Source organism: Gemmatimonadota bacterium, assembly GCA_009841265.1.
In the GTDB taxonomy this organism is placed as follows: Bacteria; JAAXHH01; JAAXHH01; order JAAXHH01; family JAAXHH01; genus JAAXHH01.
Genome location: VXMB01000009.1, coordinates 783,754 through 810,240, shown reverse-complemented (window position 1 = coordinate 810,240; position 26,487 = coordinate 783,754). Strand labels below are relative to the sequence as shown.

Annotated in this window: 19 protein-coding genes; 8 read left to right on the top strand and 11 right to left on the bottom strand. The window is 61.8% G+C overall.

The annotated features are described in order from the left end of the window. Positions 1-24: 24 nt before the first annotated feature. Together F4X08_08390 and F4X08_08385 are read right to left on the bottom strand one after the other, a co-directional pair. Positions 25-849, bottom strand: a complete 825-nt coding sequence (locus F4X08_08390; GenBank protein ID MYD25818.1) for a YggT family protein — start codon at positions 847-849, stop codon at positions 25-27. 34 nt (positions 850-883) lie between these two features. Continuing rightward, a complete protein-coding gene (locus tag F4X08_08385; protein ID MYD25817.1) occupies positions 884-1,573 on the bottom strand; it encodes a YggS family pyridoxal phosphate-dependent enzyme in 690 nt (229 codons plus the stop codon). Positions 1,574-1,782: 209 nt separating this feature from the next. On the opposite strand from F4X08_08385, the gene F4X08_08380 reads away from it, so the two are divergent. Then, positions 1,783-3,324 (top strand): YifB family Mg chelatase-like AAA ATPase, encoded by a 1,542-nt coding sequence (locus tag F4X08_08380; protein MYD25816.1) that lies wholly within the window; start codon positions 1,783-1,785, stop codon positions 3,322-3,324. Positions 3,325-3,444: 120 nt separating this feature from the next. After that, positions 3,445-4,575 carry a hypothetical protein gene (locus tag F4X08_08375; protein MYD25815.1) on the top strand — a complete coding sequence of 377 codons (1,131 nt, stop codon included), beginning with the start codon at positions 3,445-3,447 and terminating at the stop codon, positions 4,573-4,575. A gap of 18 nt (positions 4,576-4,593) precedes the next feature. On the opposite strand, the gene F4X08_08370 is transcribed toward F4X08_08375, so the two are convergent. Both F4X08_08370 and F4X08_08365 read right to left on the bottom strand, forming a co-directional pair. Then, positions 4,594-5,886 carry an aminotransferase class III-fold pyridoxal phosphate-dependent enzyme gene (locus F4X08_08370; GenBank protein ID MYD25814.1) on the bottom strand — a complete coding sequence of 431 codons (1,293 nt, stop codon included), beginning with the start codon at positions 5,884-5,886 and terminating at the stop codon, positions 4,594-4,596. A 55-nt stretch (positions 5,887-5,941) separates the two neighbouring features. Then, positions 5,942-6,808 carry a hypothetical protein gene (locus F4X08_08365; GenBank protein ID MYD25813.1) on the bottom strand — a complete coding sequence of 289 codons (867 nt, stop codon included), beginning with the start codon at positions 6,806-6,808 and terminating at the stop codon, positions 5,942-5,944. 167 nt (positions 6,809-6,975) lie between these two features. Between F4X08_08365 and F4X08_08360 the strand changes: the two genes are divergently transcribed. Next, complete coding sequence (locus F4X08_08360) at positions 6,976-7,962, top strand: aldo/keto reductase (GenBank protein MYD25812.1); 987 nt, start codon at positions 6,976-6,978, stop codon at positions 7,960-7,962. A gap of 20 nt (positions 7,963-7,982) precedes the next feature. On the opposite strand, the gene F4X08_08355 is transcribed toward F4X08_08360, so the two are convergent. From F4X08_08355 to F4X08_08345, 3 genes are read right to left on the bottom strand one after another with little or no spacing between them, the layout of a single operon-like run. Then, positions 7,983-9,371 carry a TolC family protein gene (locus F4X08_08355; GenBank protein ID MYD25811.1) on the bottom strand — a complete coding sequence of 463 codons (1,389 nt, stop codon included), beginning with the start codon at positions 9,369-9,371 and terminating at the stop codon, positions 7,983-7,985. Continuing rightward, positions 9,368-12,523: an efflux RND transporter permease subunit gene (locus tag F4X08_08350; protein ID MYD25810.1), complete on the bottom strand. Its 3,156-nt coding sequence runs from the start codon at positions 12,521-12,523 to the stop codon at positions 9,368-9,370. The genes F4X08_08355 and F4X08_08350 overlap by 4 nt, the downstream gene beginning before the upstream one ends. 45 nt (positions 12,524-12,568) lie before the next feature. Continuing rightward, positions 12,569-13,636, bottom strand: a complete 1,068-nt coding sequence (locus tag F4X08_08345) for an efflux RND transporter periplasmic adaptor subunit (GenBank protein ID MYD25809.1) — start codon at positions 13,634-13,636, stop codon at positions 12,569-12,571. 216 nt (positions 13,637-13,852) lie between these two features. Between F4X08_08345 and F4X08_08340 the strand changes: the two genes are divergently transcribed. Continuing rightward, positions 13,853-15,103, top strand: coding sequence for a glycosyltransferase family 9 protein (locus F4X08_08340; GenBank protein ID MYD25808.1), 1,251 nt, complete (start codon positions 13,853-13,855; stop codon positions 15,101-15,103). 29 nt (positions 15,104-15,132) lie between these two features. Here F4X08_08340 and F4X08_08335 read toward each other — a convergent pair whose 3' ends face one another. From F4X08_08335 to F4X08_08320, 4 genes are read right to left on the bottom strand one after another with little or no spacing between them, the layout of a single operon-like run. Further along, positions 15,133-17,067 carry a hypothetical protein gene (locus tag F4X08_08335; GenBank protein ID MYD25807.1) on the bottom strand — a complete coding sequence of 645 codons (1,935 nt, stop codon included), beginning with the start codon at positions 17,065-17,067 and terminating at the stop codon, positions 15,133-15,135. Next, a complete protein-coding gene (locus F4X08_08330; protein ID MYD25806.1) occupies positions 17,064-17,969 on the bottom strand; it encodes a transglutaminase family protein in 906 nt (301 codons plus the stop codon). Before F4X08_08330 ends, F4X08_08335 begins: the two co-directional genes overlap by 4 nt. 4 nt (positions 17,970-17,973) lie before the next feature. Then, on the bottom strand, positions 17,974-18,942 hold the full coding sequence (locus tag F4X08_08325; GenBank protein MYD25805.1) for an alpha-E domain-containing protein: 969 nt from the start codon (positions 18,940-18,942) through the stop codon (positions 17,974-17,976). Further along, entirely contained in the window at positions 18,943-20,376 is a 1,434-nt protein-coding gene (locus tag F4X08_08320; GenBank protein MYD25804.1) for a circularly permuted type 2 ATP-grasp protein, read from the bottom strand. It abuts the gene before it with no gap. A 337-nt stretch (positions 20,377-20,713) separates the two neighbouring features. Here F4X08_08320 and F4X08_08315 point away from each other — a divergent pair, with 337 nt between their 5' ends. From F4X08_08315 to F4X08_08300, 4 genes are read left to right on the top strand one after another with little or no spacing between them, the layout of a single operon-like run. Beyond that, entirely contained in the window at positions 20,714-23,050 is a 2,337-nt protein-coding gene (locus F4X08_08315) for a hypothetical protein (GenBank protein ID MYD25803.1), read from the top strand. 6 nt (positions 23,051-23,056) lie between these two features. Further along, entirely contained in the window at positions 23,057-23,950 is an 894-nt protein-coding gene (locus F4X08_08310) for a protease modulator HflC (GenBank protein ID MYD25802.1), read from the top strand. A gap of 17 nt (positions 23,951-23,967) precedes the next feature. Further along, complete coding sequence (hflK, locus tag F4X08_08305; GenBank protein MYD25801.1) at positions 23,968-25,302, top strand: FtsH protease activity modulator HflK; 1,335 nt, start codon at positions 23,968-23,970, stop codon at positions 25,300-25,302. Continuing rightward, the gene (locus F4X08_08300; protein MYD25800.1) at positions 25,211-26,467 is read left to right on the top strand and encodes an ABC transporter substrate-binding protein; all 1,257 of its coding nucleotides are present in this window, start codon (positions 25,211-25,213) and stop codon (positions 26,465-26,467) included. Before hflK ends, F4X08_08300 begins: the two co-directional genes overlap by 92 nt. The last annotated feature ends 20 nt before the right edge of the window (positions 26,468-26,487 follow it).

Sequence of the window (26,487 nt, the reverse complement as noted above, 5' to 3'; positions counted from 1 at the left end):
CCTGGTCTGCTGGTCGCGCTCCTGTCAGATCCGCAGTAACAGGGGCAGGAGACTCACCTGGATAAACCTCAGTATCAGAATGGCGATCAGCGGCGAAAAATCAATGCCGTACGTCGACGGCAGGATCCTGCGGATTGGCGCCAGAATGGGATCGCTGAATAGAATGAGAATCTGGAAAAGCGCGTTGCCCGTGTCCGGGTTGAAGAACGAAAGCACCGCGCGTACGAGTATCACGATGAAGAGCACGTCGAAAATGAAGTCGATCACGTAGACGATGCTCTCGAGGATCATGTCCGCCGGAGTGCCGGCGGCCTGTGCCACCAACGCTCCGGCCTGGTACAGTACGAGACCGTGCAGAACGCCAAGCAGTACGATGCCCAGCAGTGCGGACACGTCCGGCCGTCCGATCCGGTAGCCGGTGAATCGGCGGATCGGGGCCAGGAAGAAGTGGGCGATGTTGTGCATCATATGTCCGGACTGGCTGAACGCGAACGGAGATTCGATGGATATGAAGAAAGCGCCGAGAAACAGGATGGCGAGCACCCGCACCACGAAATCGAAAACGTCCAGCATTCCGGCGGCCAGGGAAGTGGACAGGGGCACGCCCATGACGGTCGTCACCAGGAATCCCCGCACGATCACGAGGGCGATTATGGCAAAGACGGGCGACCAGTCGAAACGCGGTTCGCCGCGCATGATTACCTGGCGGATGGGCCGAAGCACCGGTTCGGTCGCCGTGTACAGTCCCCGCTGGATCGGGTTCTCGCTGAAGGGGCTCGCGGCAGGCATGAACAGGCGGAGTCCGAAGGCCAGCATGTAGATGTTTATGATGAATTCGATCAGTCCCATAAAGGGTCCCGTTCATTGCCGGATTATCGGCGTTTCAAGCCTGGCGCGCACCGAAAACGGCCGTGCCGATGCGGACCATGTCCGCGCCTTCCTCTATGGCTACCTCGAAGTCATGGGACATGCCCATGGAGAGTACGTCCATACCCACGCCCGCGACCCCGGCGGAAGCGATGCGGTCTCGCGTTTCACGGAGCAGCCGGAAAGCGGGCCGGGCATCATCGGCATCGGGTGTGAACGCGGGGATCGTCATCAGTCCCCTTACGGACAGCCCGGGCAGCACGGACAACTGCTCCGCGAGTTCCAGGGCGCGGTCCGGCTCGACGCCAGCCTTCGTCTCCTCCGATGACGTATTGACCTGGATCAATACGGGCATGGTCCTGCCCGCGGCCTGCAGCCGCCGGTCGAGTTCCCGGCCGAGGGAAAGGCGGTCGACGGAGTGAATCATGTCGAAAATCCGCACGGCGAACCTGGCCTTGTTGCGCTGCAACGGACCGATCAGGTGCCAGGTTGCACCGTCGTCCTGGCGGATCTTCTCGAGCGCTTCCTGGACCCTGTTCTCACCGAAATCCGTGACACCGGCCCGCCTGGCCTCTTCGATCATCGAAAGGGGCTTGGTCTTCGATACGGCGATGAGCTGAATGGACGAGGCCTCGCGGCCGGCTCGCTCGGCAGCCCTGGATATACGGTCGTACACCCGGACCAGATTGTCTTTGATCGTGGACAAAAGATCAACCTCACCGAAAAACCAGTCTGCTAATATATGCGAACAGGGGCCTGGTCGCAACAGAAATCAGTAAACTTCGAAGTGGCGAAAGGAAACTAGATTCCGCCCCTTCCCGCCGACTGATATGAATGTGCTGGCGCCGATTGAATCCAGCCCGGATTGGTCGGCATGCGACCCGAGACGGTACCATTATTCGAAGGAGGGACAGCTTGCTATCACGTGTATCGAGCGGCGCCGTGCAGGGAATCGAAGCGATTCCCGTGGTGGTGGAAACCCACATCACCAACGGCCTTCCTCATTTCTCGACCGTCGGACTGCCGGACAGCGCCGTGCGGGAGAGCAAGGACCGCGTCGTGGCCGCCATCAAGCAGTCCGGTTTTACCTATCCGTACCGGCGTATCACCGTCAACCTGGCCCCCGCGGACGTGCGCAAGGCGGGTACTTCCTTCGACCTGCCCATTGCCGTGGGCATTCTCGCCGCGTCGGCACAGTTGCCGGCCCAGTCGCTTGAAGGCACGATCCTGCTGGGCGAGCTGTCGCTGGACGGCGCGCTTCGGCCGATCCGGGGCGCGCTGCCCGTTGCGCTCGCCGCACACCGCCTCGGCGCGCGCAGGCTGATCGTTCCGAGCGAGAACGCGGAAGAAGCTGCAATGGGCGGCGGTATCGACGTTTACGGCGTGCCGTCCCTGGAATCCGCGGTCCACTTCCTCCAGGGTCGGAAGCGAATTGAACGGTCCCTGCACGATGCCGGGCCAATGCTTTCTTCCGGTGCGGATTATCCCTTCGATTTCTCCATCGTCAAAGGACAGGATCACGCCAAGCGCGCTATCGAAGTGGCCGCCGCGGGATCACACAACCTGCTGCTCATCGGTCCACCGGGTTCCGGCAAGACGCTGCTCGCCCGCTGCGTGCCGTCCGTACTGCCCGATTTCACGCTGGAGGAAGCACTGGAAACGACCCAGATTCACAGTGTTGCGGGGAAAATCCCGCCCTTTACCCCTTTGGTCACCACCCGGCCCTTCCGGGCGCCTCACCACACCATCACGGAAGCGGGCCTGATCGGCGGCGGGAGCATACCGAGACCCGGAGAGGTGTCTCTTGCCCACAACGGCGTGCTCTTTCTGGACGAGTTGCCTGAATTCCGGAAGCATGTGCTCGAATTGCTCCGGCAGCCCCTTGAAGACGGCAAGGTCAACCTGTCCCGCGTTTCCAGGTCCCTTTCCTATCCCGCGCGGTTCAACCTGGTCGCGGCCATGAATCCGTGTCCTTGCGGATACCTCGGCGACCCGGGCCGCGAATGCACCTGTCCGCCGCCCCGGATACACCAGTACATGTCCCGGATCTCGGGTCCGCTGCTCGACCGGATCGATTTACACGTCGAGGTGCCGCCGGTACCATACGGGGACCTCAGCGGCCGTTCCGGCGGTGAACCTTCCCGCCGCGTCAGAGACCGGATCAACCGGGCCAGGGAACGACAGTTGCCGCGTTTTGCCAACCATCCCGGCGCTTTTGGAAACGCACACATGACACCCCGCGAACTGCGTCAATACTGTGGATTGGACGGCAGGGCCCACGACCTGTTGCGAAACGCCATTGCCCGTCTGGGTCTTTCCGCCAGGGCCTACGATCGCGTCCTGAAAGTCGCCCGGACCATCAGCGACCTGGCCGGCGGGGAATCGATAAATGCCGAGCATGTGGCCGAAGCCATACAGTACCGGTCCCTGGACCGCGGCAAATGGATGGATCACTGAGCGGGTTTCTTCGTCCACAAACAACTTTGAATCCACCGTGACCTGTGCTATAGTAGATAAGATTTGTGAGACCTGAATGACGAGTCGACAATCCACCGAAATATCCAGGGAAAGGAATCCATGCTCAGAACCGGAACGGGGTTGGCCGGCCTTGCCGTCATGCTCCTTCTGATCGCGGGTTGTGGCGGTGCCGGGCAGGCGGACTCCACCGTGTCCTTTTCTCCGGAACGCTATGCGACCCTTGTGGATACCCTTTCGGAGCCCGGCGGGTTTTTCGACAGCGACAACCTCGTCTCCAATGAGGCCGGCTATCTCCACGTAAAGCATACGCTTAAGCGGCTCGGTGTCGAGGGCGGTGTCTACATCGGCGTGGGGCCGGACCAGAATTTCACCTACATCGCGCAGGTTCGCCCGCGGTACGCGTTCATTCTCGACATCCGCCGGGACAACCTCATCGAGCACCTGCTTTACAAGGCTATTTTCGCCCTGGCGGAATCACGGGCGGAATTCCTTTCCATCCTCTTCAGCAAACCCATATCGCGTGCCGGATTCACTGACGCCCAGCCCACGATCGAAGCGTTGGTGACATATTTCGATCGAACGGACGGAGACGAAGATCTGTTCCGCCGCAACCTGGAGCGCATCCGGGATTGGATTAACACTTTCGAGGTGTTGTCGGGAGATCGTGATGCCCGGCGCGTGTCCGAGCTGTACCGTTCATTCTTCGAGCGGCATCTGGACCTGAGGTGGGAGTACCGGTCGGACGGGGACCGGGGCATATCCTTCATTACCTACAGGACGTTCCTTCTGGGCCGGGACCTAAAGGGTGCTTACGGCAATTTCCTGGCTTCGGACGAAGACTACCGGTTCATCCGCGATATGCAGGCCCGCAACGCCATCATTCCCGTCACGGGAGACTTCGCGGGCGGCCATGCCCTCAGGGCCATTGGGGATTTCGTTCGGGGAAGGGGGGACCGCATCTCCGCGTTCTATCTTTCGAACGTAGAGTACTACCTCCAGCCCGAGGGCCGTCTCGACGAGTTCGCGGCAAACGTCCGGTATCTGCCCACGGACGGTCGAAGCGTATTGATTCGCGCCTACGTCAACCTGAGGCAGCGCGCCCATCCGCTGCGGGTGGAACGGGACCTGATGACCACCGTACTCCAGTACACGCGCTCGTTCAGCCAGCTTTTTGCCGACGGAGCCTACCGGTCCTACCTGGACCTGGGCGTAAAGAACTACATACAATAGGGGCGGGGCGTGCCAGGGTCAGAGCGTCCGCTCGACCGCTTCCACTGCTTCACCGAGCACCGTAGCGATCCGGACCACCTCGTCTTCGTTGACGGTGTAGGGCGGACTGATCGCGACGTGATCGCCGTAGACGCCGTCCACGGGTCCCGGCGCGCCCGGCATGATCAGTACGCCCCGATCGAAGGCTTCCCGGACCACCCGGCCCGTCACGCCCAGCGACGGATCGAAAAGCGCGCCCCGCGCCTTATCCGCCGCAAACTCGACTCCGCAGAGCAGGCCCTTCCCGCGCACCGTGCTCACCATGGGCAGTTCGGTCAGCGGCTGCAGGTGATCCAGCATCATCTCACCCATTTCGGCGCAACGCGCGACGAGATCATGACGTTCGACGTATTCCTGCACGGCCAGCGCGGTGGCGCAGGAAAGGGGATTGCCGCCGTAGGTATGGCCATGTACGAAGGCCGGCGCGGTTTCATAGATGGTCTCGTAAATCTCGTCCCGCGCTATCGTCGCGGCGATGGGCGTGTATCCGCTGCTCAGGCCCTTCCCGGTAGCCATCAGGTCCGGGACGACACCCCAGTGGTCGATCCCGAAGTCAACCCCGGTCCTTCCGTACCCGGTGACGACCTCATCGATGATCAAGAGAATCCGGTAGTGATCGCAGAGGTCCCTTACCTTGCTGAAGTAATCGTCCGGCGGCGCCAGTCCGGCCGCGGAGGTTCCCAGGATGGGCTCGACGATAAAGGCGGAAATGTACTCTGCGCCGACCTGGCGGATCACGCGTTCCAGTTCGTCGGTGCTGTGTTGCGCTATGTGAGGGAAATCAAGCAGGTACGGCGTGTAGTCTTTCCGCCAGGCCGACCGGCCCGACATGGACAGGGCGCCGATCGTATTGCCGTGCCAGCTCTGCCAGCATGAAATGACCTGGTACTTGGACGGGTTGCCGGACTCCAGATGGTATTTCCGTGCGATCTTCAGCGCCGCTTCCGTGGCCTCCGACCCGCCGGACACGAAAAACACCCGGCCCAATCCCTCCGGGGCCATATCGGTGATCTTCCGGGCCAGGTCGATCTGCGGCTGACTGATGAACTGGCCGTAGGCGAAGGCGACCTTCCGGGCCTGACCGGCCATGGCCTCCGCGATTTCCTCCACTCCGTGGCCTATGCTGACCACATGCACGCCGGCACAGGCATCCAGGTAGGCTCTGCCGTCGGTATCATAAAGGTAGCATCCGGTGCCGTGTGAAATCCTCGGCCAGTGGTCCTTCCGCGCACGGTGGAAGATTCGCTCCGTCGGTTCGCTTCGACCGTCCATGTACGCTCCAGGAACGCGCGTGCTTCCCGTAATTGGTGTGGGCGATCCGGACCGCCTACCTCAGGATGCGCTGGTCGCTGAGGTCCTTGCCCCCGACGGTCTCCATGATACTTGCGCCCGGGAAGGCGATTTTCTCCAGATCCGCCAGGGCGTTCACGATATGGTACTGCGTGGGCAGGTCCCGCCAATCCGCCCGGTGGAACCGCACCCTTCCCCGGACTGTTCGCTGCGCAGTCACCCTGCGGTTCGGAGTGGCGGACGGGGTCAGTACGGCGTATTCCGCGTCGACCTCGTCCCAATCTCCGGTCCGTGGTATATATTTGTAGTGCAGGGTTCCGGTTAGCTCGGTGTCCTCCGTCCCTGTCGCGACTGCCTCGGCTGGCTCCGCGGGTGCTTCGGCCGCTGCCGCGGGCGGCGTTTCCACTTCCGACAGGTTCATTTCCATGAAGCGGAATCCGAGCCAGTCCGCCGTGCAACGCGTCTCGCCGTTCAGCACGGATGGCGGCGGGATCGCGCAATATATCTTCGAGAAACCGAGCTGTTCCCTCCCGGTGAGAATCGGATCGGCCAGGTTCTCCCACAATACCGCGAGGAAAGGGCCGCGCGCCCGGTCCCGTTCCCCCCTGTACTCGGCCGGAAAACTCACGCCGAGGGTGTTGTAACCCCTCCCGGCCAGCCACTCGATTTCGGTCATATAAGAAACCGTCACAGTCACCACGGGATCACCGGCCAGCCGGAACCCAATCGGCAGCAGGGCTTCCAGCTGTTCCGGCCGGGTCAGGAAACTCACGGAATACGAGGTGGTCCGCGGCGAGTCCACACCGTCGAACCGGCGTCCATCGGGCCCCTGCCGTGGACCGGCGGCAGGTCCGAAATGGGTCGGCATCATGTGCATCCGGCCGGGCTGAAGCTTGTAGGGCATCGAAGTTCTCTCACTGAAACCGACGGTCCGCCGTCCGGTCCAGGTACGTACCGAGACGGATAAACACACGCCGGTCTATCTAATATGTGCTGGCGTTGCGATGGTCGGACTATATACAATCCATTCCAGGCCTGTCAAGAAGAGGTAATCGGCACACGGAGGCTGTCATGCGACACAGGATCCTGGGGAAGACCGGCATACGGGTCAGCGAGATCGGCATGGGCGGTCTGTTCGTTTCATCCCATGGCTCGGACCGGGCCGAGGGCATTCGGGCGGTGCGGCGGAGACTGGAACTCGGAATAAACTTCGTGGACACGGCGCCTTCGTACCGCGATTCAGAGGAAGTGATGGGGCTGGCTCTGGATGGGGTGACGCAACCCTTCATCCTTTCCACCAAGCTCGGCGGGCGGCCTCAACCCTTCGATCCCAGGGACCCGGTCCAGTTGCGCCGGTCCGTGGAGACCAGCCTGGAACTGTTGAAGAGAGACGCGATCGACATACTCATGATCCACGAACCGGACCGCCCCGGCCAGTATGACTGGTTTACGGACTGGGAACGGTTTCACGGTCCCGTTTGCGAGCTGATCGATGCGCTGAAGTCCGAAGGCGTGATCCGGTACACCGGTCTGGGCGGCACCACTGCGTATACGCTGCCCGCCATCATGGCGACCGGCGCGTATGACATCGTGCTTACGGCATTCAACTACAGCCTGCTCTGGCAGGAAGCGATCCACGCTGTGCTTCCCGAAGCCTTGAAGCAGCACATGGGGGTTGTCGTGGGATCTCCCTTGCAGCAGGGGGCGCTATCCGCGTGTTTCACGGAGCAGGTGGAGCGCGGGGCGCCCTGGTTGTCACCGCCCCGGCGCGAGCAGTTCAGACGGCTGTACGCCCTGGTGGAGGAGCTGGATATGCCGCTTCCGGAACTCGCGATCCGCTGGGTGTTGTCCAATCCCGCCGTCTCTACGGTCCTGTCGGGATCGAGGTCGGTCGAGGAGGTCGAGCAGAACGTCGGTTACGTGGCGTCGGGGCCGCTCCCGGTGGCAGTCCTGGACCGGGTGCAGGAGATCGCGGACCTGGTGCCCTTCCGGCCCTTCGAGGAACCCTTCGGCCTGCCTTTCACACGCGCTTACCGGGGGCCCGGCATGGCGCGGTAGACCGCAACGAACCGGTTGCGTTACCGGTCATCGGATCGATCGTCCATCATGCCCAGGACATTCCGCAGGTTCGCAGCAGCCGTGGCGTAGTCGTACTTCGCCGTAACGTGATCGGTCTCGGCCTGCTTCAGGACGAACTGGGCGTCGATGAGCTCGAGTTGGGTGCTGACGCCGCCCTCGTACTGTACCCGCGCGATGGACAGGCCGCGGCTGGCCAGTTCGACGGCCTCCTCGCCCGCCCTTACGCGTTCCGACGCCTCCAACACATTGAGCACGGCCTCGGTGGCGTCCACCTCGATCTGCTTCCCGAGCTGGCGTTCGACGTAACGCGACAGCTCATAGTCCGCCTGGGCCTGCATGATACGGCCCGAGTTCTGCCTCCCGTCGAAGACCGGAATCGATACGTTAATGAGCGTGTTCCAGCTTCGGGAGAAGTCGTTGAACCCGATCGACTTGAAACCGGGGTCGTTCACCTGGGCCTGCATCAGGTATCCCGCGGAAAGCGATACGTCGAGCCCGTTTTCTCCCCGGGCAAGCCGGATCGCCGCATCGTTCATCGTGGTCTGCAACCGGGCGGCTTTCAGGTCCGATCGGTTTGAAAGCGCCTGGTCCACGGCGGTTTCGATGTCCTCCGGCAAGCCGGATACATCAACGTCGAGGCTGCCGGTACACCGTATACGCGCCTGCCGGGGCAGCCCGATGAGGCGCTTGAGGTCCGCTTTTGCGATCGCGAGCCGGTTCCTGGCCTGGGTGACCGGCGGGAGGGCGTTGGTCACTTCCACCCGGGCCCTGAGTACGTCATAGTCCGATACCGTCCCGGCTTCGTAAAAACGTTGTACGCCTTCGTACTGGGCCTCGGCACGGTCATAGGCCGCCGTGGAGACCTCCAGCGTGGCTTCGGCCAATAGGACATCGTAGTACCCGTCGTGGATCTGGTGCACGATGTTTCCTCGCATCCGGTCCGTGTTGGATGCCGAAATCCGCTGGTAGTAACGCGCGATTCTCAGGCCGACGCCGACCTGTCCGCCCCGATAGATGGTCTGGGAAAGATCGAGTCCGAAGTTGATTACGTTGTCGGTACCGACTTTGAAGGTCTGGCCGCCGAAATTAAACTCCGGAAGGGCCCAGTTCCGTGTAATGGAACTGCTGAAGTCGAGCTTAGGCAGCGCTTCGGAATAGGCTTCCCTCACGCGCGCCCGGGCACGGTCTTCCTCCACCCTGGTACTCAACAGGGATTCGTTATTCCTGAGCGCAAGCTCGACGGCCCGGTCAAGCGTAAGCACGATCTCGTCGTCTTGCTGGGCGGACAACGGAAGTGCGACGCCGACCGCAATAGCGATCGACACCACTGCATTTATCACGGTGCGAATCATGCTATCCTCCAGCTTTACTCTCCGGCTTACGTTCATACCGCTGGTACGGGCTGATCAACGGCGACACCGCTATCCCGCCCGTTTTCTTCTTCTGCCTTCGCTGCCTTGTCACCCCGCTCGGCCCATCCCGACACGAAGTCGTACATGACGGGCACCACGATCAGGGTCAACACCGTGGCTATGGCCAGTCCGAAGATCACGGCTACGCCCATGGGACCCCACCACTGCGAGCTTTCTCCGCCGATCTCGAGCGAGAGCGTCATAAAATTGAAGCTGAACCCGGTGGTCAGGGGAATGAGGCCGAGGATGGTCGTGATCGCCGTCAAAAGGACCGGCCGTAGCCGGGTCACCCCGCCCTGGACGATCGCTTCCCTCCGCCGCAGACCGCGGTTTCGTAGTTTTCTGATGTAATCGATCAGCACGATGGCATTGTTTACGACGACACCGGCCAGGCTGATGACCCCGATTCCAGTCATAATGATGCCGAAGGGCGTGGCCGTCACGATCAGTCCCAACAGGACGCCGATCAGCGACAGCACCACGGACATCATGATGATGAAGGGCATGGTGACGGAATTGAACTGCGTGACGAGCACGAGCGTAATCATGATCAGGGCGATGAAAAAAGCCCTGGACAGGAATTCGGTCGCTTCGTCCTGTTCCACGTTCTCACCAGCGTACCGCAGGGCGTATCCCTCGGGCAGGTCGAGGTCCGCCAGGGTGGCCTGCACATCCGCGAGCACGTCGTTGGCGAGCCGGCCTTCCACGTCGCCTTCGATGGTCAGCACGCGTTCCTGGTCCTTCCGCCTGATGGACCCCACGCCGCCGTCCACACGGGTCCGCGCCAGGGTGCTCAACGAGACCAGTTCGTCTTCATGAATGATGTGTATGCGTTCCAGGTCGGCGAACGTGGCCCGCTCCGGTTCGGCGAACCGGACCACAATGTCGTATTCTTCCTCTCCGACCCGGTACTTGGAGGCTTCCGTGCCGTTGATGGCGGTGCGCACCGCCCGCGCGATCTCGGCGGTATTCATTTCCAGCAGGGCGGCCTGTTCACGGTCGATTTCGACTTTCAGCTCAGGTTTGCCCGAATCGTAGTCGTCCTTGAGATCCACCAGGCCCGGGATATTCTCGATGCGCAGCATCACCTGGTCGGCCAGCCGGCCGAGCACGGCGAAATCGTCCCCCACGATTTCGATATTGACGGGTGCCGCGGTGGGCGGACCGACATCGGGCGTTACGATTTCCACGTCGGCGCCGATGAGACGTTCCATCCGCCGCCGGATCATTTCCACCGTTTCGAAGGAAGACTGTTCCCTGTCCTGCCGTTCCAGCAGGTCGACGATGATCCGTGACCTGTGGGGCGTCCCGCCGCCGCCGCCCGATCCGGGATTCTGGGAGTCCGAGGCTGCCCCCACGCTGGCGACGTACTGGTTCATGTCGGGCACGTCCTGTATGAAATCTTCCGCCTGCCGGACCACGCCGTCGGAGACGTCCAGCTGGGTGCCGATCGCCGTGTTGACGTCGATGTAAGCCTGATTGGGTTCGGTCTCGGGGAAGAACTCCACGCCCTTGCCGATCAACCCGTAAAGCACGATCATCCCGAAGAGCACACCGCAGGTGACGAACATGACCGGCGCCCGGTGAGCCAGCGCCCACATGAGAAACCGGCTGTACCGCCCGCGCAGGGCTATCAGCCACTTCTGTTCCTTCCGGGCCGTGTTCACGTTGAGCAATACGGAGCAGACCGTGGGATTGATGATGAGGGCGACGAACAGCGAGGCCGACAGGGTGATGATCAGCGTGGCCGGGAGATAGCTCATGAAGTCGCCGATGATGCCCGGCCAGAACAGCATGGGGGCGAATGCGCACAGGGTGGTGAGGGTGGATGTGCAGACCGGCACGGCCACCTCGCCCACCCCTTCGCGGGCGGCGCGGACCAGGGGCCTGCCTTCCTCGCGGTGGCGGTAGATGTTCTCGACGATGACGATGGCGTTGTCCACCAGCATGCCGAGCGCCAGGATCAGGCTGAAGAGCACGATCATATTCAGTGTGTAGCCCAGGATATCGAGCACGATGAAGGAGATCAGCATGGACAGCGGAATCGCTATGGCCACGAAAAGGGCGTTGCGCACGCCCATGAACATGAACAGTACGCAGACGACGAGGATCAGGCCCGATATGATATTGTTCTCCAGGTCGCTGACCATGGAACGGATGTCCTTGGACTGGTCCGCCAGGACCGCCAGGTTTACTGTCTGCGGCAACCGCTCCCTTTCTTCGTCCAGCAGTCCCTTTACGGCGTCGGCGATCTGAATCAGGTTCTCACCGCTGCGTTTCTGCACGTTCAGGGTAACACAGGGCAGGCCGTCCAGCCTGGCGTAGGAAGTTTCTTCTTTGAATCCGAACCGGACCTCCGCCACGTCCGTGATGGCGATGGGTTGCCGGTTGCGGGTCTCGACCACCAGCGTCCCGATCTCCTCCGGCGTCGTGAATTCGCCCGGTACTCTGACGGCGTACCGCAGGGTACCGGTTTTGATCGATCCACCGGGCATGTTCAGGTTTTCCTGGCGTATGGTCTCGATGATATCATCAAGCTCCAGGCCGTAGTACACCAGCCGGTCCGGATCGACATTGACCTGGACTTCCCGTTCCAGCCCTCCCGCGACCGTTACGTCCAGCACACCCGGGATCTGCTCGATGCGCTGTTCCAGGTCTTCCGCGATGTCTTTCAGCGTTACAAGGCTGTGGGTCCCCGCAACGTTGATCACCAGGATGGGGATGTCGTCGAAGTTGATCTCCTGGATGGTGGATTCCTCCGCGTCTTCCGGGATTTCGGCCCGCGCGAGGTCTACCTCTTCACGAACCTTCTGGAGCGCATTGTTGATGTCGACGTCGGTTTCGAATTCGATGACCACCGTCGAGATCCCCTCGCTGGAGGTAGAGGAGATTTCTTTCACATTGGACAGTTCTTCGAGATGCTTCTCGATCGGCTGGGTAACGAGGTTCTCGATGTCCGCGGGCGCCACACCGAAATAAGGGGTGGCGACAAAGACGATCGGTATGGTGATCGATGGGGTTGATTCGCGCGGGAGGGACAGGTAGGACATGAAGCCGAGGAGTATGACGGCCCCGGTCAAGACGAAGATGCTGATTCGGTTTTTGATCGCCAGGTCAGAGACTTTCAAATGGAAATACTCCCGTGGACGCTCTCGGCAAACGCGGTCACCGTGCTACATCCCTTCGTTTCTGACCTGAATGGTTTCACCGTTTACCAGGTTCCGGTGGCCGACGACAATGAGGGTATCGCCCGTCGCAAGCCCATTCGTTACCAGCACCTGGTCGCCGGAAGTCGAACCGAGTTCAACCGGTACGGAACGGGCGACGTTCTGGTCTGCCAAAAACACGATCCGGCCCTGATCGGTGTCGATAACGGCGTCCTGGGGGATGACGATGCCTGCCGGTATGTTGTCTTTGACCACGCGGATGGTGACGGCCATTTCGGGCTTGAGCCGGTGCGCCGGATTGTCCAGCGTGATTTCCACGGGTACGGTTCGGCTGTCCGGGTCCAGCGTCGTTCCGATATAGGAGATGTCCGCTTCCAGGGTAACGTCCGGATAAGCGGGAAACGTCAGGGTAGCCCGCGTGCCGTCGGTGACGTGTTTCAAATGACGTTCAGGGACACCGGCCACGATCTTGACCCGGTCGATCTCCACAAGGTCCATGAACTCCCTTCCGGGCGTTGCCAGTTCGCCCACCTCGAGATTGCGGCTGTCCACCACCCCGGAGATCGGGGCCCGGATAACGGTCTTGCTGAGGTAGGTCTGGGCCTGTTGATGCCTTGCGAGATTTATGTCGTGGCGGTACTTGGTGTCGAGGTAAACGGACTCGGCCAGCGCTTTCTGCTCCAATAGCCGCTCCTGGTTGCGCAGGGTCAGGCCGCTGGCGTTTACGGCCGCTTCGGCCTCGTCCGCGGCCGCCTTGAGCAGCTCGTCGTCAAGCCTGGCCAGCACGGCGTTCTGCCGCACAGACTCGCCTTTCTCGACCTCAATGCGCCTTACCAGTCCGGTTGCTTCAATACTCACCACGACGCGCCGGACCGGCTTGACCTCGCCCACCAGTCTGAGATGATTGATGAATTCCCGGGGCTCGACCACCCGGGTCACCACGTTTACAGACCGCGTTTCCTCCACGGCGGACGCTTCGTTGGCGGCGCTGCCGCTTTCACTGCAGCCCGCGGCCGCCAGTATGCCGACCATGCATGCGGCCGAACCCACCCAGTGCCTGGCGCGGTTGATCATCGATGCCCGCTCCTTGTATATCTTTTGTATATCTAAGCATGTACCGTTTCCGACGGCCAACGTCGACTTGCCGGGACGGCCGAAATAACGTAATATCAGGACATCCTGTCAAGTACATCTATACAAAAGGGGACGGGGCATCATTCAATAAAACAGCGGTCCGCAGCGAGGTCGATACCATGGCCGGCGAACCACGCCGTGCACCGTCGACATGTTATGTGGAAAACGATCAACAACATCGCGTACCGGCTCTACTTCGCGTACCGGAACCGGATATCGCGCCGTGAAAACAGGCACTGGACGGTCCGGGTTGCACCAACGCGGGACCCGGAACCCAGACCCGTGCTATACGTGGCATGGGGACGGATCGGAGACGTGGTCCTGGCCACCGGGCATCTCAAGCGGATGCGGCGGTGGTTTCACCCCAGTCCGGTCTGGTTCCTGGGAAGGTCGCGCGTGAGGCCGCTCGTCGAGCCGCACGTGGACGCCTTCCTGCCGTTCCCCGAACCGGCCGCGCGCCTGACCGGGTCCGAAGGCGAACCGGCCGCACACCCGACCGGATCCGAAGGCGCCCCGGCCGCGTCGCTCGAAGGGATCGCAAACCGGTCGTTCCGGTGCGTCATCGCGGACATCCACACCTTCTACGGCGGGCTTTTCACCCTGGATGCCGTGCTTTCCGAGGTGCGGGCGGACCGCAAATTCGTCTACGAAGGATACCATCTCGGCGAAGACCTGGCGCCGGAACGGCCCTATCCGGCCGGGTACGAGGTCGTGCCGAAGTACGAGGACGGTGATGGCGGCGGAGAGGACAGCGCCCCAAGTCATTTACTGCATCACAACGCCCATTACCTCCGTCGCGTGCTGGGGCATTGTGGCGTGGAAACGGACGGCAGGGAAGCGTGGCGGCCGGATCTGGATCATGTCAGATCGGGCGCCGACGCATGCCATCGGTTCGGGGTCGAACCCGGGGAGTACGTGGCGTGGCAACCCCGCAGCGACAATCGGAGGAAGGACTACCCGCCGGCGCTATGGGCGGAGACGATCCGCGCATTCCCTGAATTGCAGTTTGTCGCGTTGGTCGAGCCCGGCAGGGCCGACGAAATGAGCCGGACTGCGTCGCAAGGCGTTCGCGTGATCGAAACAGATATATCCGGGGCGATGAAGTTGATACGGGAAGCACGCCTGTTTGTCGGGCTGGACTCGGGACTGAGCCATATCTCGACGGTCATGGGAACACCCACGGTATGTGTCTGTCCGGACAGCCACCTCGGATACTTCTTTCCCTATCCGGACAGCTACGGTTACAGGAACCTGCACACCGTCGTACATCCGGACTACCTGCCGTGCCGGGGTTGTTTCATGACCTGCCGGCACGAACCCCTCACGTCGACGGTCACCCGGGGCGCCCTCTGCCTTCGCACGTTGCCTTCCCGGCTGGTCATTGAGGCTATCCGGTCCGCATTGTAGTCCAGTCCACAATGTAGTTGCATGCCGCATTACAGCTCGGTGGACGATTTGAGTTCGACCCGGGCGGGGCGGACCAGTGCGATGAGATCCTCGATATCGAACTCGGCCAGCAGTCCGAAGCAGAAGAGAGGCGAGAGAGATTCGTATCGTCCGGGCTCATCGATCAGCCGGTGCAGGCTGGCAAGGCCGCGATGCAGTATGATTTCATCGACCGCTTGGCCGCAAAGGGACGCTGCCATCAGGGCGATCACCGAAGACACGGGACCTTGCGCCGCAAGCCCCAGCGGGGCCGCCACGCCCGGACGGGCCGGGTCCGGACGGGCCCGGCTCATGTGATGCATGACCGCCGCGAGCTGGGCGACCTGGAGACCCAGCATCCTGCCTCCGCTCGACGCCATCATCATCGTCCACTGATGTGGCGCCTTGCCCAGTCCGCAGGCGCCCTGCATGACCACTTCCACCTCCGTGGCCGTGACCTGGTCCCGCAGGGCTTCCTCTGCCAGGGCTTCCGTTCCCTGCCGCCCTTCATCCGCCAGGATCAGACGCTTCTTTCCGGTACCTTGGCCCGTGGGTACGGTGGTCACGGCGGGTAGTTCCCATCCGTCCCGCAAATGGTAACAGGCGTATTCCGGCCGGCGGCCGTTTCCTGTGCGCGAAGCCTGACCGGTCACGCGTTCAACGGTCAGGGGCCGGTAACGCAGCAAGGACGTCAGCCGTTCCCTGCCCGCCGCCTGCCACCGGGAGAACGCGGCGGGATCCTCCGGCGGCTTCCGGCGTTTCAGTCCACGGGCCAGGGACCGGGCCAGGGAGACGAAATCGGCGTTATCCGCCGGCGTTCCGACCCACAGTGCTTCTTCGGTGCGGACTTCGTCTTCCGAGGGAATCTCTACGTCGCGGGACAGCGCGCCAGGCCGGCCGTCCAGGAAATGCCGGTTCAAGAACCCGTAGAAGCGCTCCCGGTGTTCCCGCTCGTAGTTGTGGGTGCCCGGATCCAGGTTGTTATGGAATGCAAAGGCGTCCGGTCTTCCGAGCGAAGCGTACAGCGGCTGAACCGGTTCATAGACCGAGGGACGCGCCCTGGCGGTCTGGAAGCAACAATCGTCATATTCGTTATACATCAGCAGGGCCGGACGGGGCGCAAGCAGGGCCGTTAGCATGGGATAGTCGGCCGTCGCGGCGAGGTCCGATGCGTTCTGTTCGATGTCACCCCGGTCGGCCCGGTGGTTGACGCGGCTGTCCAGGCCAATGTAACCGGCATTGGGCGCGGCGAGGCGCACCCTCGTGTCCAGGGCGGCGAGCACGATCGTCTGCCAGCCTCCGCCGGACAGTCCGGTCACGGCGACACGCTCCGGGTCGACCTGCTCCAGGGCCAGCAGCACCTCCAGCGCGCGGCACATGACCAGGTAGAACACGGCAATGCCGGCCACACCACACAGATCCAGGTAGCTCGCGTTGTTGTGCTGGTAGCCCGGGCCCTGCAGTTCTCCGAAGCTCAGCCACTCCGGATTCAGCGCAAATACGCCCCGGCGGGCCAGGTTGACGCAACGTATCTGCTTGTAGTCTACCGCCTTGCCCGGCGGGCCCACATGCCCGTTCAGGTTCAACACGCCCGGCGCCGAATCCGTCGGTTCATCCGGTTCGTAAAGCAGAGCCGGGATGACCAGGCCGGGCTGACCGGACTGACCGGGCTGATCGGACTGACCGGGCAGCGCGCGGTAGGTCAGCTTGCGAATCCGGTACCCATTGCCCGTTTCGATCACGTCGCTCCACTCGACGTCGGGCGTGCCGTTTCGCCACGCATCGGGCACGCCCTTGAAAATCACTTCTTCCAGCACGGTCTGTCGCAACTTACCGGCCTCTTCCTCCCAGGTCGCAGCATCGGGAAGGTCAAATCGAGGGATACGGCTCAGCAAGTAAGCCTTCAGCGTGTCCACCGCGTGCGACGGCCGGTCCAGGTCATTCATCGTTGCGGCTCCTCGTGCATCGAATTGGATGAATCGGCAAGGTTTTCCGGTATTGTATCCATACTCACCTCCACTTCAAGCTCGATATCGCCCCCTCCGAACAGTACGCCTCGCGTGGGGGACACGTCCTGGTAATCCCGCCCCACCGCCACCCGTACGTGGCGTTCGTCGGCCAGCGTCGCATTCGTGGGATCGAATCCCGTCCAGCCGGGTCCGGGCAGCCGGCACTCCACCCAGGCGTGCGAGGTCGTTCCCCCGCCAGCCGCGGACTCGTCATGGAGATAACCGGATATGTATCGGGCGGGAATACCCCAGGTCCGCGCGACAGCGATCATGACGTGGGCGTAATCCTGGCATACGCCACGGCCGGTATCCAGGATGTGTTCGATCGTGGAAGAGATCGTGGTGCTCCCAGGCACGTACTCGAAGCGCTCGTAGAGTGCACCGGACAGCTGTTTCAGCGCGGCCAGCGGGTCGCCTGCGGGTGTTATGCCGCTCTGTTGCACGAACCTCTCCAGTGCGGGCGAAGGAAGGGCCAGGCCGCTGTGATCCATAAAGTCCCGTTGGTGGAACGAGTCGCGCCAGCCCCGGATGATCTCCCAGGCGCCTTCTTCGCACTCCTCGGGCGGTGCGTCCCGTGGCGTAACCTCCACCGTGGAGCGCGCGGTGATGGACAGCGACTGGTGAATGCGGTTCAGGTGAAGCTGGTGTCGCGTATTGCCGAAGGCGTCCGAGATCGGAAAAACCGAGCCTTCCGGTTCCGTCCCGATCCGGAATGCGGTGACACGCTGCCTGCGGTCCTCGAGCGGTCTGAGCGCCAGGGACATGGCGCAGTTTCGCACGGGGAAGCAATAGCGGTACTTCGTGACATGCTCGATCCGGTATCGCACGTTTTCGGCCATGGCGTCAGCGTACAGACAGGGATTCCAGGGGATAGGCGATGTAGACGTCCATAATTTGCTGATGAAGCTTCCGGCTGTCGCCGTTCACCTGTTCCAGCGTGGTGCGCCATGCCGAAACGTCGTTCCTGCCGTCCCGGACGACCGCGCAAAGGGAGGCACTGAGCGCCGCCGCTTCCCTGCCCGCACCGGGCGACGGACCCGGACCAATGGCGTCCAGCACGGAGGCGATCCCGTCGAGGGACCGGCGTACCGAACCCGGAAGCAGTTCGTCCGTTACGATCAGGTCGAGCACCTGTCCGGGCTGAACCACTACGCTGTAGGAATGCACGTAGGCGTCGAAGGCGCGGAACACGTGCAGCAGGTTCGCCCAGTCCGCGTCGAACGATTCGTCCTGCCCGTCCTGCGCCGCAATCTGCGACAACAGGATCGACGCGGAAAGCTGCACCCGTTCCATGTATCTGCCCAGCTGGATGAAATGCCACCCTTCATCGCGGTACATGGTCGCCTCGGCCACGCCGGTGAAGGTGGCTATATCCTTTGCCGTTCCCGCGTAGAAAGACTCCGGGGCCGTCTTCCATATCTCCTGGATAGTCAATCCCTGCAGGCGCAGGAAGGTCATGTTCAGCGACAGCCACATCTCGGCGCTGATGTAATTGCGGACCTGCCGCGCGTTTTCCCGGGCGTACGCGAAGCAGTTCCATATGGAATCCGGATTCGTGGATTCGAAAGTAAGGTGATCGGCCAGGGTATAGGAGTCGGCCAGCGCGTAGTCGTCGCTCCCGAAGGCTTCCAGCGTACCGGCGGGTGGGAACTGGTTCATGCTGTTGTACACGCGGTTCCATCCGAAGTGGATCTCGCGCAGCGGACGGTCCACCAGCGTTTCCACCTGCAGTTGCATCAGCCGGCTGAGGTGCGCGGCGCGTTCGAGATACCGGCCCATCCAGTACAGGCCCTGTGCGCTTCTGGACAGCATTCAGTCCCCCAGTACCCAGACGTCCTTGCCTCCGCCACCCTGGCTGGAGTTCACGACCAGGCTGCCCTCACGCAGCGCGACCCGGCAGAATGCACCCGGCACGATACGCGTCTCGCGGCCATGGAGCACGAAGGGCCGCAGGTCCACGTGCCGCGCCGCGGCACGGCCCCCGATCAGGCAGGGCGCGCGCGAAAGGTCCAGTACGGGCTGCGAAATGAAGTCCGCGGGGTTTTCCCGCAAATCACGGGCGCAGGCTTCCCGTTCATCAGGCGTCGATTCCGGCCCGACCAGCATGCCGTATCCCCCCGACTCGCCCACCCGCTTCACGACGAGGTCATGAAGGTTGTCCAGGGTGAATTCCAGGTCCTCCGGCCGGCGGCAGATATAGGTCTTCACGTTTTGCAGCAGCGGTTCTTCGGCCAGGTAATAGCGGATCATGTCGGGAACGTATGCGTATACGCTCTTGTCGTCCGCGACGCCCGTGCCCGGCGCGTTCACCAGGGTGACGTTCCCGGCCCGGTAGACGCCCATGAGGCCCGGGAGGCCCAGCAGGGAATCCGGCCGGAATACGAGCGGGTCCAGGAAATCGTCGTCCACCCGGCGGTAGATGACGTCAACCCGTTGGAGCCCCGAGGTGGTGCGCATGTACACATAACCGCCGTCGACCAGCAGATCCCGGCCCTCGACCAGGGTCGCCCCGATCTCGTGCGCCAGGTAGATGTGCTCGTAAAACGCCGCATTGTATACGCCGGGCGTCATCAGCACCACGCAAGGATCGTCGTCCCCGCGAGGCGCGAGTTCCTTCAGTGTTTCGCGGAGCATTCGCCCGTATTGCTCGACTTCCCGCACCCGGCAGCTGCGGTAGAGCCGGCGCAGGTTGGCCTTGACCGCTTTCCGGTTGGCGACCATGTAGGATACGCCGGAAGGCACGCGCAGGTTGTCCTCGAGCACGTGGAATCCTTCATTCGTGCGGACCAGGTCGGTGCCGCAGATCGCGACATGCGTCCCGTGCGGAACGGGCACCCCCCGCATTTCGACGCGGTACTGGGGACAGCCGCGCACCAGGTCGACCGGAACGACCCCGTCTTCGACAATGCGGGCGGGACCGTAAACGTCGCCGAGAAACCGGTTCAACGCCTTCAGCCGCTGGCCAAGTCCGGATTCGAGCTGCCGCCATTCTTCGGCGGGCAGGATCCGGGGCAGGCAGTCGACAGGCATGATGCGCTCGCCGGCTTCATCTCCGCCGTATACCGTAAACGTGATGCCTTCGCTGGAAAAGGAATGGGTGACCCGTTCCTGCATGCGAACGAGCTCTTCAACGGGAAGCCGGAGCAGTGATTCGTGCAGACTGCGGCAGTGAGCGCGCGGCGTACCGTCAGGGAGGAACATCTCGTCGTAGAAAGCGCTGTCCAGGTCGTATGCGTCGAAATCCATAACGAGGGTCTCCGATCATCGGACCAGCTCATGCTTTCCACCGGCTAATATGTTATATTGGACAATACGGCAGATCAAGGGGAAGTCTCACCGTGTGTTAAGCGTCCGGACGGCCTGGGCGCAACACTCGGCCGGATCGAACACGAATCTGTTTTCCGATCCAAACATTTCCTTTGCGCTTGTAAGTTCTCTCGGTATAATCACCTTATATGCGTATCTTCCGCGCGTATATCTTTTCACCGATACCCGTTGCTTCAGTCTGATCGTCCTGCATTCATGACCTGAGAAATAAGAACCCGAGGTTTCCGCGTCAGTCATAACAGCGGGAGATGTATTGATGGGCGTTACGCTGGTTAATTCCCTTACCGCGTATTTCGACTTCATCTGGATGTCCTTCCTGTTGCTGGGGCCGATGCTGATCCTGGGTCTGCTGCTTTCCGGGCTGATCCACGTGTTCATCTCCCGGGAAGCGATCCTCAAATGGCTTCAGGACGACAGCCTCCGGTCGGTCTCCGTCAGTTCCGCGGTCGGCGTGCCGGTCCCTCTCTGCAGCTGTTCCGTCGTCCCCGTCGTGGCCGAAATGCGCCGGAAGGGCGCTTCCCGGTCGTCCTGCATGGCCTTCCTGATCACCGCGCCGGAAACCGGAGCGGACTCCATCCTCGTCACCAACGCGTTTTTCGGGTTCATCGCCGCCGTGGTACGCCCCGCCATCAGTTTCATAACGGCCGTCGTGGCGGGCATTTTCTGCATCGGCCTGATCCGGGACGACAGCGGCGAAGTCAAGCCGGGCGAAGAAGATCACGAACACCATGACCACGATCATCATGACCACGATCATCACGGCCACGATCATCACGGCCACGACCACGACCATGACCACGCGGTCCACGATCCGTTGATATCGGACAAGGACGACTGCTACGTCAGTCCCGCCGCCATGAAGGTCCTGATGACGCGGTGGATCAAGAGTATCACCACCGTGGCCTCCACCTGGAAGTTCGGATCGTGGATAAAACCCGAATTCTACCGCGAAATAGTCGGGGAACAGGCGAAAAAGTCCAGCAAGACCGTCGAAGTGGACCGGGTAGCGGAGGAATACCCCGGTCTCGATTTCAAGAAGATCGTCAAACACATCATGCACTACGGCTTCGTGGAGATCGCCGACGATATCCTCTTCGCGCTGCTCGTTGGCATCGCACTGGGCGGCGTGCTCTTTCTCGTCATTCCGGCCGACCTGATGTCGAACGAGTATGCACGCTGGCTGTCCTACCCCGTCATGATCATCGTCGGCGTGCCCCTCTACATCTGCGCTTCGGCCAGCACCCCGATAGCAGCTGCGCTGGTGGCCCGAGGCGTGAGCCCCGGCGCCGCGCTGATTTTCCTGATGACCGGACCGGCTACTAACACGAGCACCATCGCCATCATCATGAGCCAGTTTGGTGCGCGTTTCGCGGCCATCTACGTGACCACCGTCATCGTGGTTACCGCCGTGATCGGCATCGCCATCGATTTCGTGCTGCTGGCGACGGGCTTCACGATTTCGGTCAACCTGCTCCCTTCCGAGTCCCCCGCGATCCAGTTCATACAGTGGGGCGGCGCGATCATATTAATCGCACTGATCCTCTGGCGGTACCGCGCGGGCGCCATGCGCAGAGGGTACGAAGACATGATGGTCAACGTCCGTCCGTTGTCCAGGCCCTGGCGCAACGCCTGGAAGCGGCTGACGCGGGACCGGTCCTTCCGGGGTACGGTCTCGCCCGCCACGCCGCTGGGCATGATGCTCTGGGGCCTGCTGCTGGTCCTGTTCCTCGGCAGCGGGTTCACGACCGTGCCGCCCGGGCACGTCGGATACGGCCTGTTGTTCGGACAGGTATACTGGAAAGACTTGCAGCCCGGGCTGCATTACCTGGCACCCCGCCCCCTGGTGTGGGTGGACAAGTGGCCGGTCAAGGAAGTGAAGTCCATCATGTCCGATACGCCGTACGAGTACGTGTCGGGCGACCTGAACATGCTCACGCTCACCCTGGACGTCCAGTACCGCGTGAAAGACCCGTACACTTACCATTACCGTACGGTCGACCCGGAAGAGATCATTGAAGACGCGGTCCGCGAGCACCTGCGCACTTTCATCAATGCCCGCGACCTTGATCGCCTGCTTACCGCATACCGGGCGGACATGGTCGACGAACTTACGAATCTCTTCGCCGTGGACGCCGAAATGCATGGAGACAGGACGATTCTCAGCACCATCGATCTCGTAAAGGTAAGCCTGCTGGACATCACTCCGGTCGCGGAAGCGATGAACTCGTTCCGGGAGATCTCCAGCGCCCAGGAAGACCGGGAGCGGATCATCGTCAACGCGCAGAGGTTCATGGTCTCCCTGGTGCCGCGTGCCTACGGCAACGCCGAGTATGAAAGAGAACAGGCCGATGGAGAGGCTTTCAGGAAGGTGGCGACCTCCGCGGCGGAAGCGGATGCCATCCTGGTCATTTCATCGGCGATGCAGACGGCGCCGGAAGTCCTCAGGAACATGCTCTGGCGCGAGAAGCTGGAAACCGCACTCGCGGGGAACCCCAAGATCATCGTGCCCAACCGACAGAGTTTCAACAAGGTCGCGATCTGGAAGAAGAGAACGGCGGAGGCCGCCGCCCCGGACGGCCACGACAGGAGGTAAAGGCAAATGACCGGTAAAGGACGTGGTATCCGGAGGGCCATTGTCGCGCTCGTGCTGGCGGCGATCGTCTACGACTGTTTCTACGTGATCAACGAGACCCAGCAAGGGGTCCTGACGAACTTCGGCCGGATTTCTCCTCCGGTGAAGCAGCCGGGACTGCACGTCAAGTGGCCCCGCCCGATCTCGAAAGTCTACAAGGTAGACCGAAGGCTGCAGACGTTGACCGATGTGTCCCATGAACTGATTACCGAAGACCAGAAGAATATCCTGATCAGCGGCTACCTGCTCTGGCGCATCGTGGATCCCATTCTCTACGTGGAGGCGATTCGTACCGGCGAAAACGCCACTGAAAGACTGCGGGACCTCTATCTGTCGAGCAGCGGGATCGTAATCAGCAACAAGGCCCGGGACGCCTTCATCAGCCTCGGGCTGGAACACGAAGACCTGCATGAAGCAGCCCGTGACATACTCGGCAACGTCGCGCCGATCGCCAGTGCGAACTACGGCATCGAGGTACTGAAAGCCGGGATCATCGAGTATACGCTTCCCGTGGAGAACCGCCCGGCCGTGATTCAGCGCATGATCTCGGAGCGCGCGCGCATCGCGGCCCGCTACCGGAGCGAGGGCGAAGAGATGGCCATACGCATCGAAGCGCTGGCGATCAACGAACACGAGAAGCTCATGGCGGAAGCCCACGCGGAAGCCACGGCCATTCTCGGCGAGGCCGAAGCGGAAGCGATGGCGCTGCTCGGCAGGGCCTATCGGAATGACCCGGCTTTCTACCGGTTCATCCGTGCACTCGACAGTTACGACCTGATCATCGACAAGAACACGACCCTCATGCTGCCGGCCGACAATGAGCTGTTCAGGTACCTGGACAGCCGAACGGTTCCCCGGTAAAACGAGCGCTTAAGTCCATGGCAAACGAAAACCGGCCACTACCCTATAGTACGCGCGTCATCTACGCCCTGTTCGACGCGGCCCGGACCTTCGGCTGGAACCGGCTGTTCTGGAGCCTGACCGCCCTGGCCGTCGCCGGCGTGCTGGCGAGCGGGTTCTACGTCGTCAAAAAAGAAGAACAGGGCGTCCTCGTGCGGTTCGGCAAGGTAGTGGACGTAAACATCGGCCCCGGTATCCACTATTGCGTGCCGTTCATCTACAAAACCCACATCCGCAAGGTAAAGCGCATCGTCCGCGTGCCCATCGTCAGCGAAGCAACGATGGGGGATACGCACGTCACGTTGTTGTCCGGCGACACGAACCTGGTCGAGTTGGACGTCGCCGTGCAGTACAAGATCGATAACCTGCGAAGTTACCTCTTCGCTGTTACGGACCCGACGATGCTGATGACCATGATCGTACGGGAGGAAATGGTCAACATCGTGGGACAGAACTTCATCGACCTGATCCTGACGTCCAACCGGAGTATCATCGAGCGCCACCTCCATGACTACCTTGCAGGACGCCTGGAGGCGATCGACATCGGCATCGAGCTGGTCGACCTGAACATCGTGGACATCCGTCCCATCGAGGAGACCGTGGAAGCGTTCCGGGACGTCAACGACGCCATTTCAGAACGCATGCAGTCCATCAGCAACGCCAATCAGCGCAGGGAGAAGCTCATCGCCCGGACGAAAGGACAGACGGAAGCGATCATCATGGATGCCCGGGCCACTGCGCGGGAACGGGTCCTCCAGGCCGAGAGCAGTGCCGGCGCATTCACCAGGCTGCTGGCCGAATACCGACGGCAGCCGGCCCAGGTCGGTATAACCCGGTACTGGCAGCGCATGCGCACGATCTTCGCCGAGGCGAACCTGGCGGCGGTCAATCCCGGCAACGACGCGAATATCGAGGTTAATCTCATCGACGACGGATCGGGACTGACGCCCGCCGACCTGGCTTTCGACTCACCGGGCGCGCTGGCCGCTACCGGCCCCGATTCCCTGGACCGGCCGGTTTTCTCGACGCTTCCACCGGATATCCACCGGTATGAGAACATCGACCGGGATGGATTCCTCATCGATGGAAGGTTCCACAGCCGCAACACGGAGCGGGATCATTTACCGGTGGCCGCGCCGCGATCGCTCATTTTCGACACGCCGTCTATTTTCAGCCACGGTCACGTGACGACCAGCAGCATAGACGAGGCGAGTCAGACCGGTGAGAAAGCGCTGGCCGAGACCATGCACGAGGAAGAAAGCGAAGAAGAAAAAACGGGTACCGAAGGGAGCCAAAGTGATCCACAGCAATAGCGTGATCTCTGGCAACAGACTGTACGGCCTTGTATCGGTGGCGGCCGCGCTCGTCATCGCTACGCTGGCGCACACATCGCAGGTCCGGGCGGAGACCGGCGTAACGTCCGATGCCATCGTGTTCGGCCAAAGCGCGTGCTTCACCGGTCCCAACCGCAACCTGGGCCTGTACTACCGGGCGGGCATCCTGTCGGCATTCGAAGAACTGAACCGCGCAGGCGGCATCAACGGAAGAACGCTCAGGCTGCTTTCGCTGGACGATGGGTATGAACCCGAGCAGGCCGCCGCCAACGCCGAGCGGTTTGCGGCGGAGAACGACGTGTTCGCGGTGATCGGCGGCGTGGGAACGCCGACCGCCAAGCGGATCGCTCCCCTGCTGCGCAGTGCCGACATCCCCTTTGTCGGACCCTTCACCGGTGCGGATTTTCTCCGCAATTTCGACCGGTTCCCCAACGTCGTCAACCTGCGGGCGGCGTACCTGGACGAAGTCGTGACCATGGTCGATTACATCGTAAACGACTTGGGCAAGAACCGGTTCGGCGTGATTTACCAGGACGATTCCTTCGGCCGATCGGTACTGAAGAACTTACAGATCGCCCTCGAAGCCCATGACCTCCCGATACTCGCCAAGACCGCCCATTCACGGAATACCCACGCGGTCCACGCGGGCCTGTTCATGATCTCAAAGGCAGACCTCGATGCCATATTGATCGTGGGGTCGTACGCCGCGAACTCCGAGATCATCAACCTGTCCCACTCGCTGGGTCACGACTACATCGTGGCGAATCTCTCATTCGTTCTTTCCCAGGAACTGAAAAAGATGGTGGAAAACCGCAGTGAAAGGATCCTGGTGACCGAGGTGATTCCGGATCCGAACAGCAACAGCAGCCGGATCGCACGACGGTTCAGAAACGCGTTGCGGCCGGAATACGGCCAGGCTGAATCCGTGGCGACACTGGTGAACGAGGTGGCCTTCGAAGGCTACATCCTGGGAAGATACGTCATCGACGTGCTCGAACGCATGGGCGGCGAATTGACAAGGGAGCATTTCCTGAGTGTCGCGCTGTCGCCCGAAAGAGTCATGCTGGACGACTGGAGCCTGGAATTTCCGCCGGGTACGAATGCCGGATCCACCTATATCCGGCTCACCAACCTGGGCGAATAACAAACTGCAAGCGAGGTACG

Coding starts and splice junctions, on each gene's coding strand:
- F4X08_08335 (MYD25807.1), bottom strand. CDS start 17,067: ATGAATGACCTGGACCGGCCGTCGCACGCGGTGGACACGCTGAAGGCT.
- F4X08_08390 (MYD25818.1), bottom strand. CDS start 849: ATGGGACTGATCGAATTCATCATAAACATCTACATGCTGGCCTTCGGA.
- hflK (MYD25801.1), top strand. CDS start 23,968: ATGGCAAACGAAAACCGGCCACTACCCTATAGTACGCGCGTCATCTAC.
- F4X08_08320 (MYD25804.1), bottom strand. CDS start 20,376: ATGGATTTCGACGCATACGACCTGGACAGCGCTTTCTACGACGAGATG.
- F4X08_08375 (MYD25815.1), top strand. CDS start 3,445: ATGCTCAGAACCGGAACGGGGTTGGCCGGCCTTGCCGTCATGCTCCTT.
- F4X08_08365 (MYD25813.1), bottom strand. CDS start 6,808: ATGCCCTACAAGCTTCAGCCCGGCCGGATGCACATGATGCCGACCCAT.
- F4X08_08340 (MYD25808.1), top strand. CDS start 13,853: ATGTGGAAAACGATCAACAACATCGCGTACCGGCTCTACTTCGCGTAC.
- F4X08_08370 (MYD25814.1), bottom strand. CDS start 5,886: ATGGACGGTCGAAGCGAACCGACGGAGCGAATCTTCCACCGTGCGCGG.
- F4X08_08325 (MYD25805.1), bottom strand. CDS start 18,942: ATGCTGTCCAGAAGCGCACAGGGCCTGTACTGGATGGGCCGGTATCTC.
- F4X08_08330 (MYD25806.1), bottom strand. CDS start 17,969: ATGGCCGAAAACGTGCGATACCGGATCGAGCATGTCACGAAGTACCGC.
- F4X08_08360 (MYD25812.1), top strand. CDS start 6,976: ATGCGACACAGGATCCTGGGGAAGACCGGCATACGGGTCAGCGAGATC.
- F4X08_08315 (MYD25803.1), top strand. CDS start 20,714: ATGGGCGTTACGCTGGTTAATTCCCTTACCGCGTATTTCGACTTCATC.
- F4X08_08310 (MYD25802.1), top strand. CDS start 23,057: ATGACCGGTAAAGGACGTGGTATCCGGAGGGCCATTGTCGCGCTCGTG.
- F4X08_08345 (MYD25809.1), bottom strand. CDS start 13,636: ATGATCAACCGCGCCAGGCACTGGGTGGGTTCGGCCGCATGCATGGTC.
- F4X08_08355 (MYD25811.1), bottom strand. CDS start 9,371: ATGAACGTAAGCCGGAGAGTAAAGCTGGAGGATAGCATGATTCGCACC.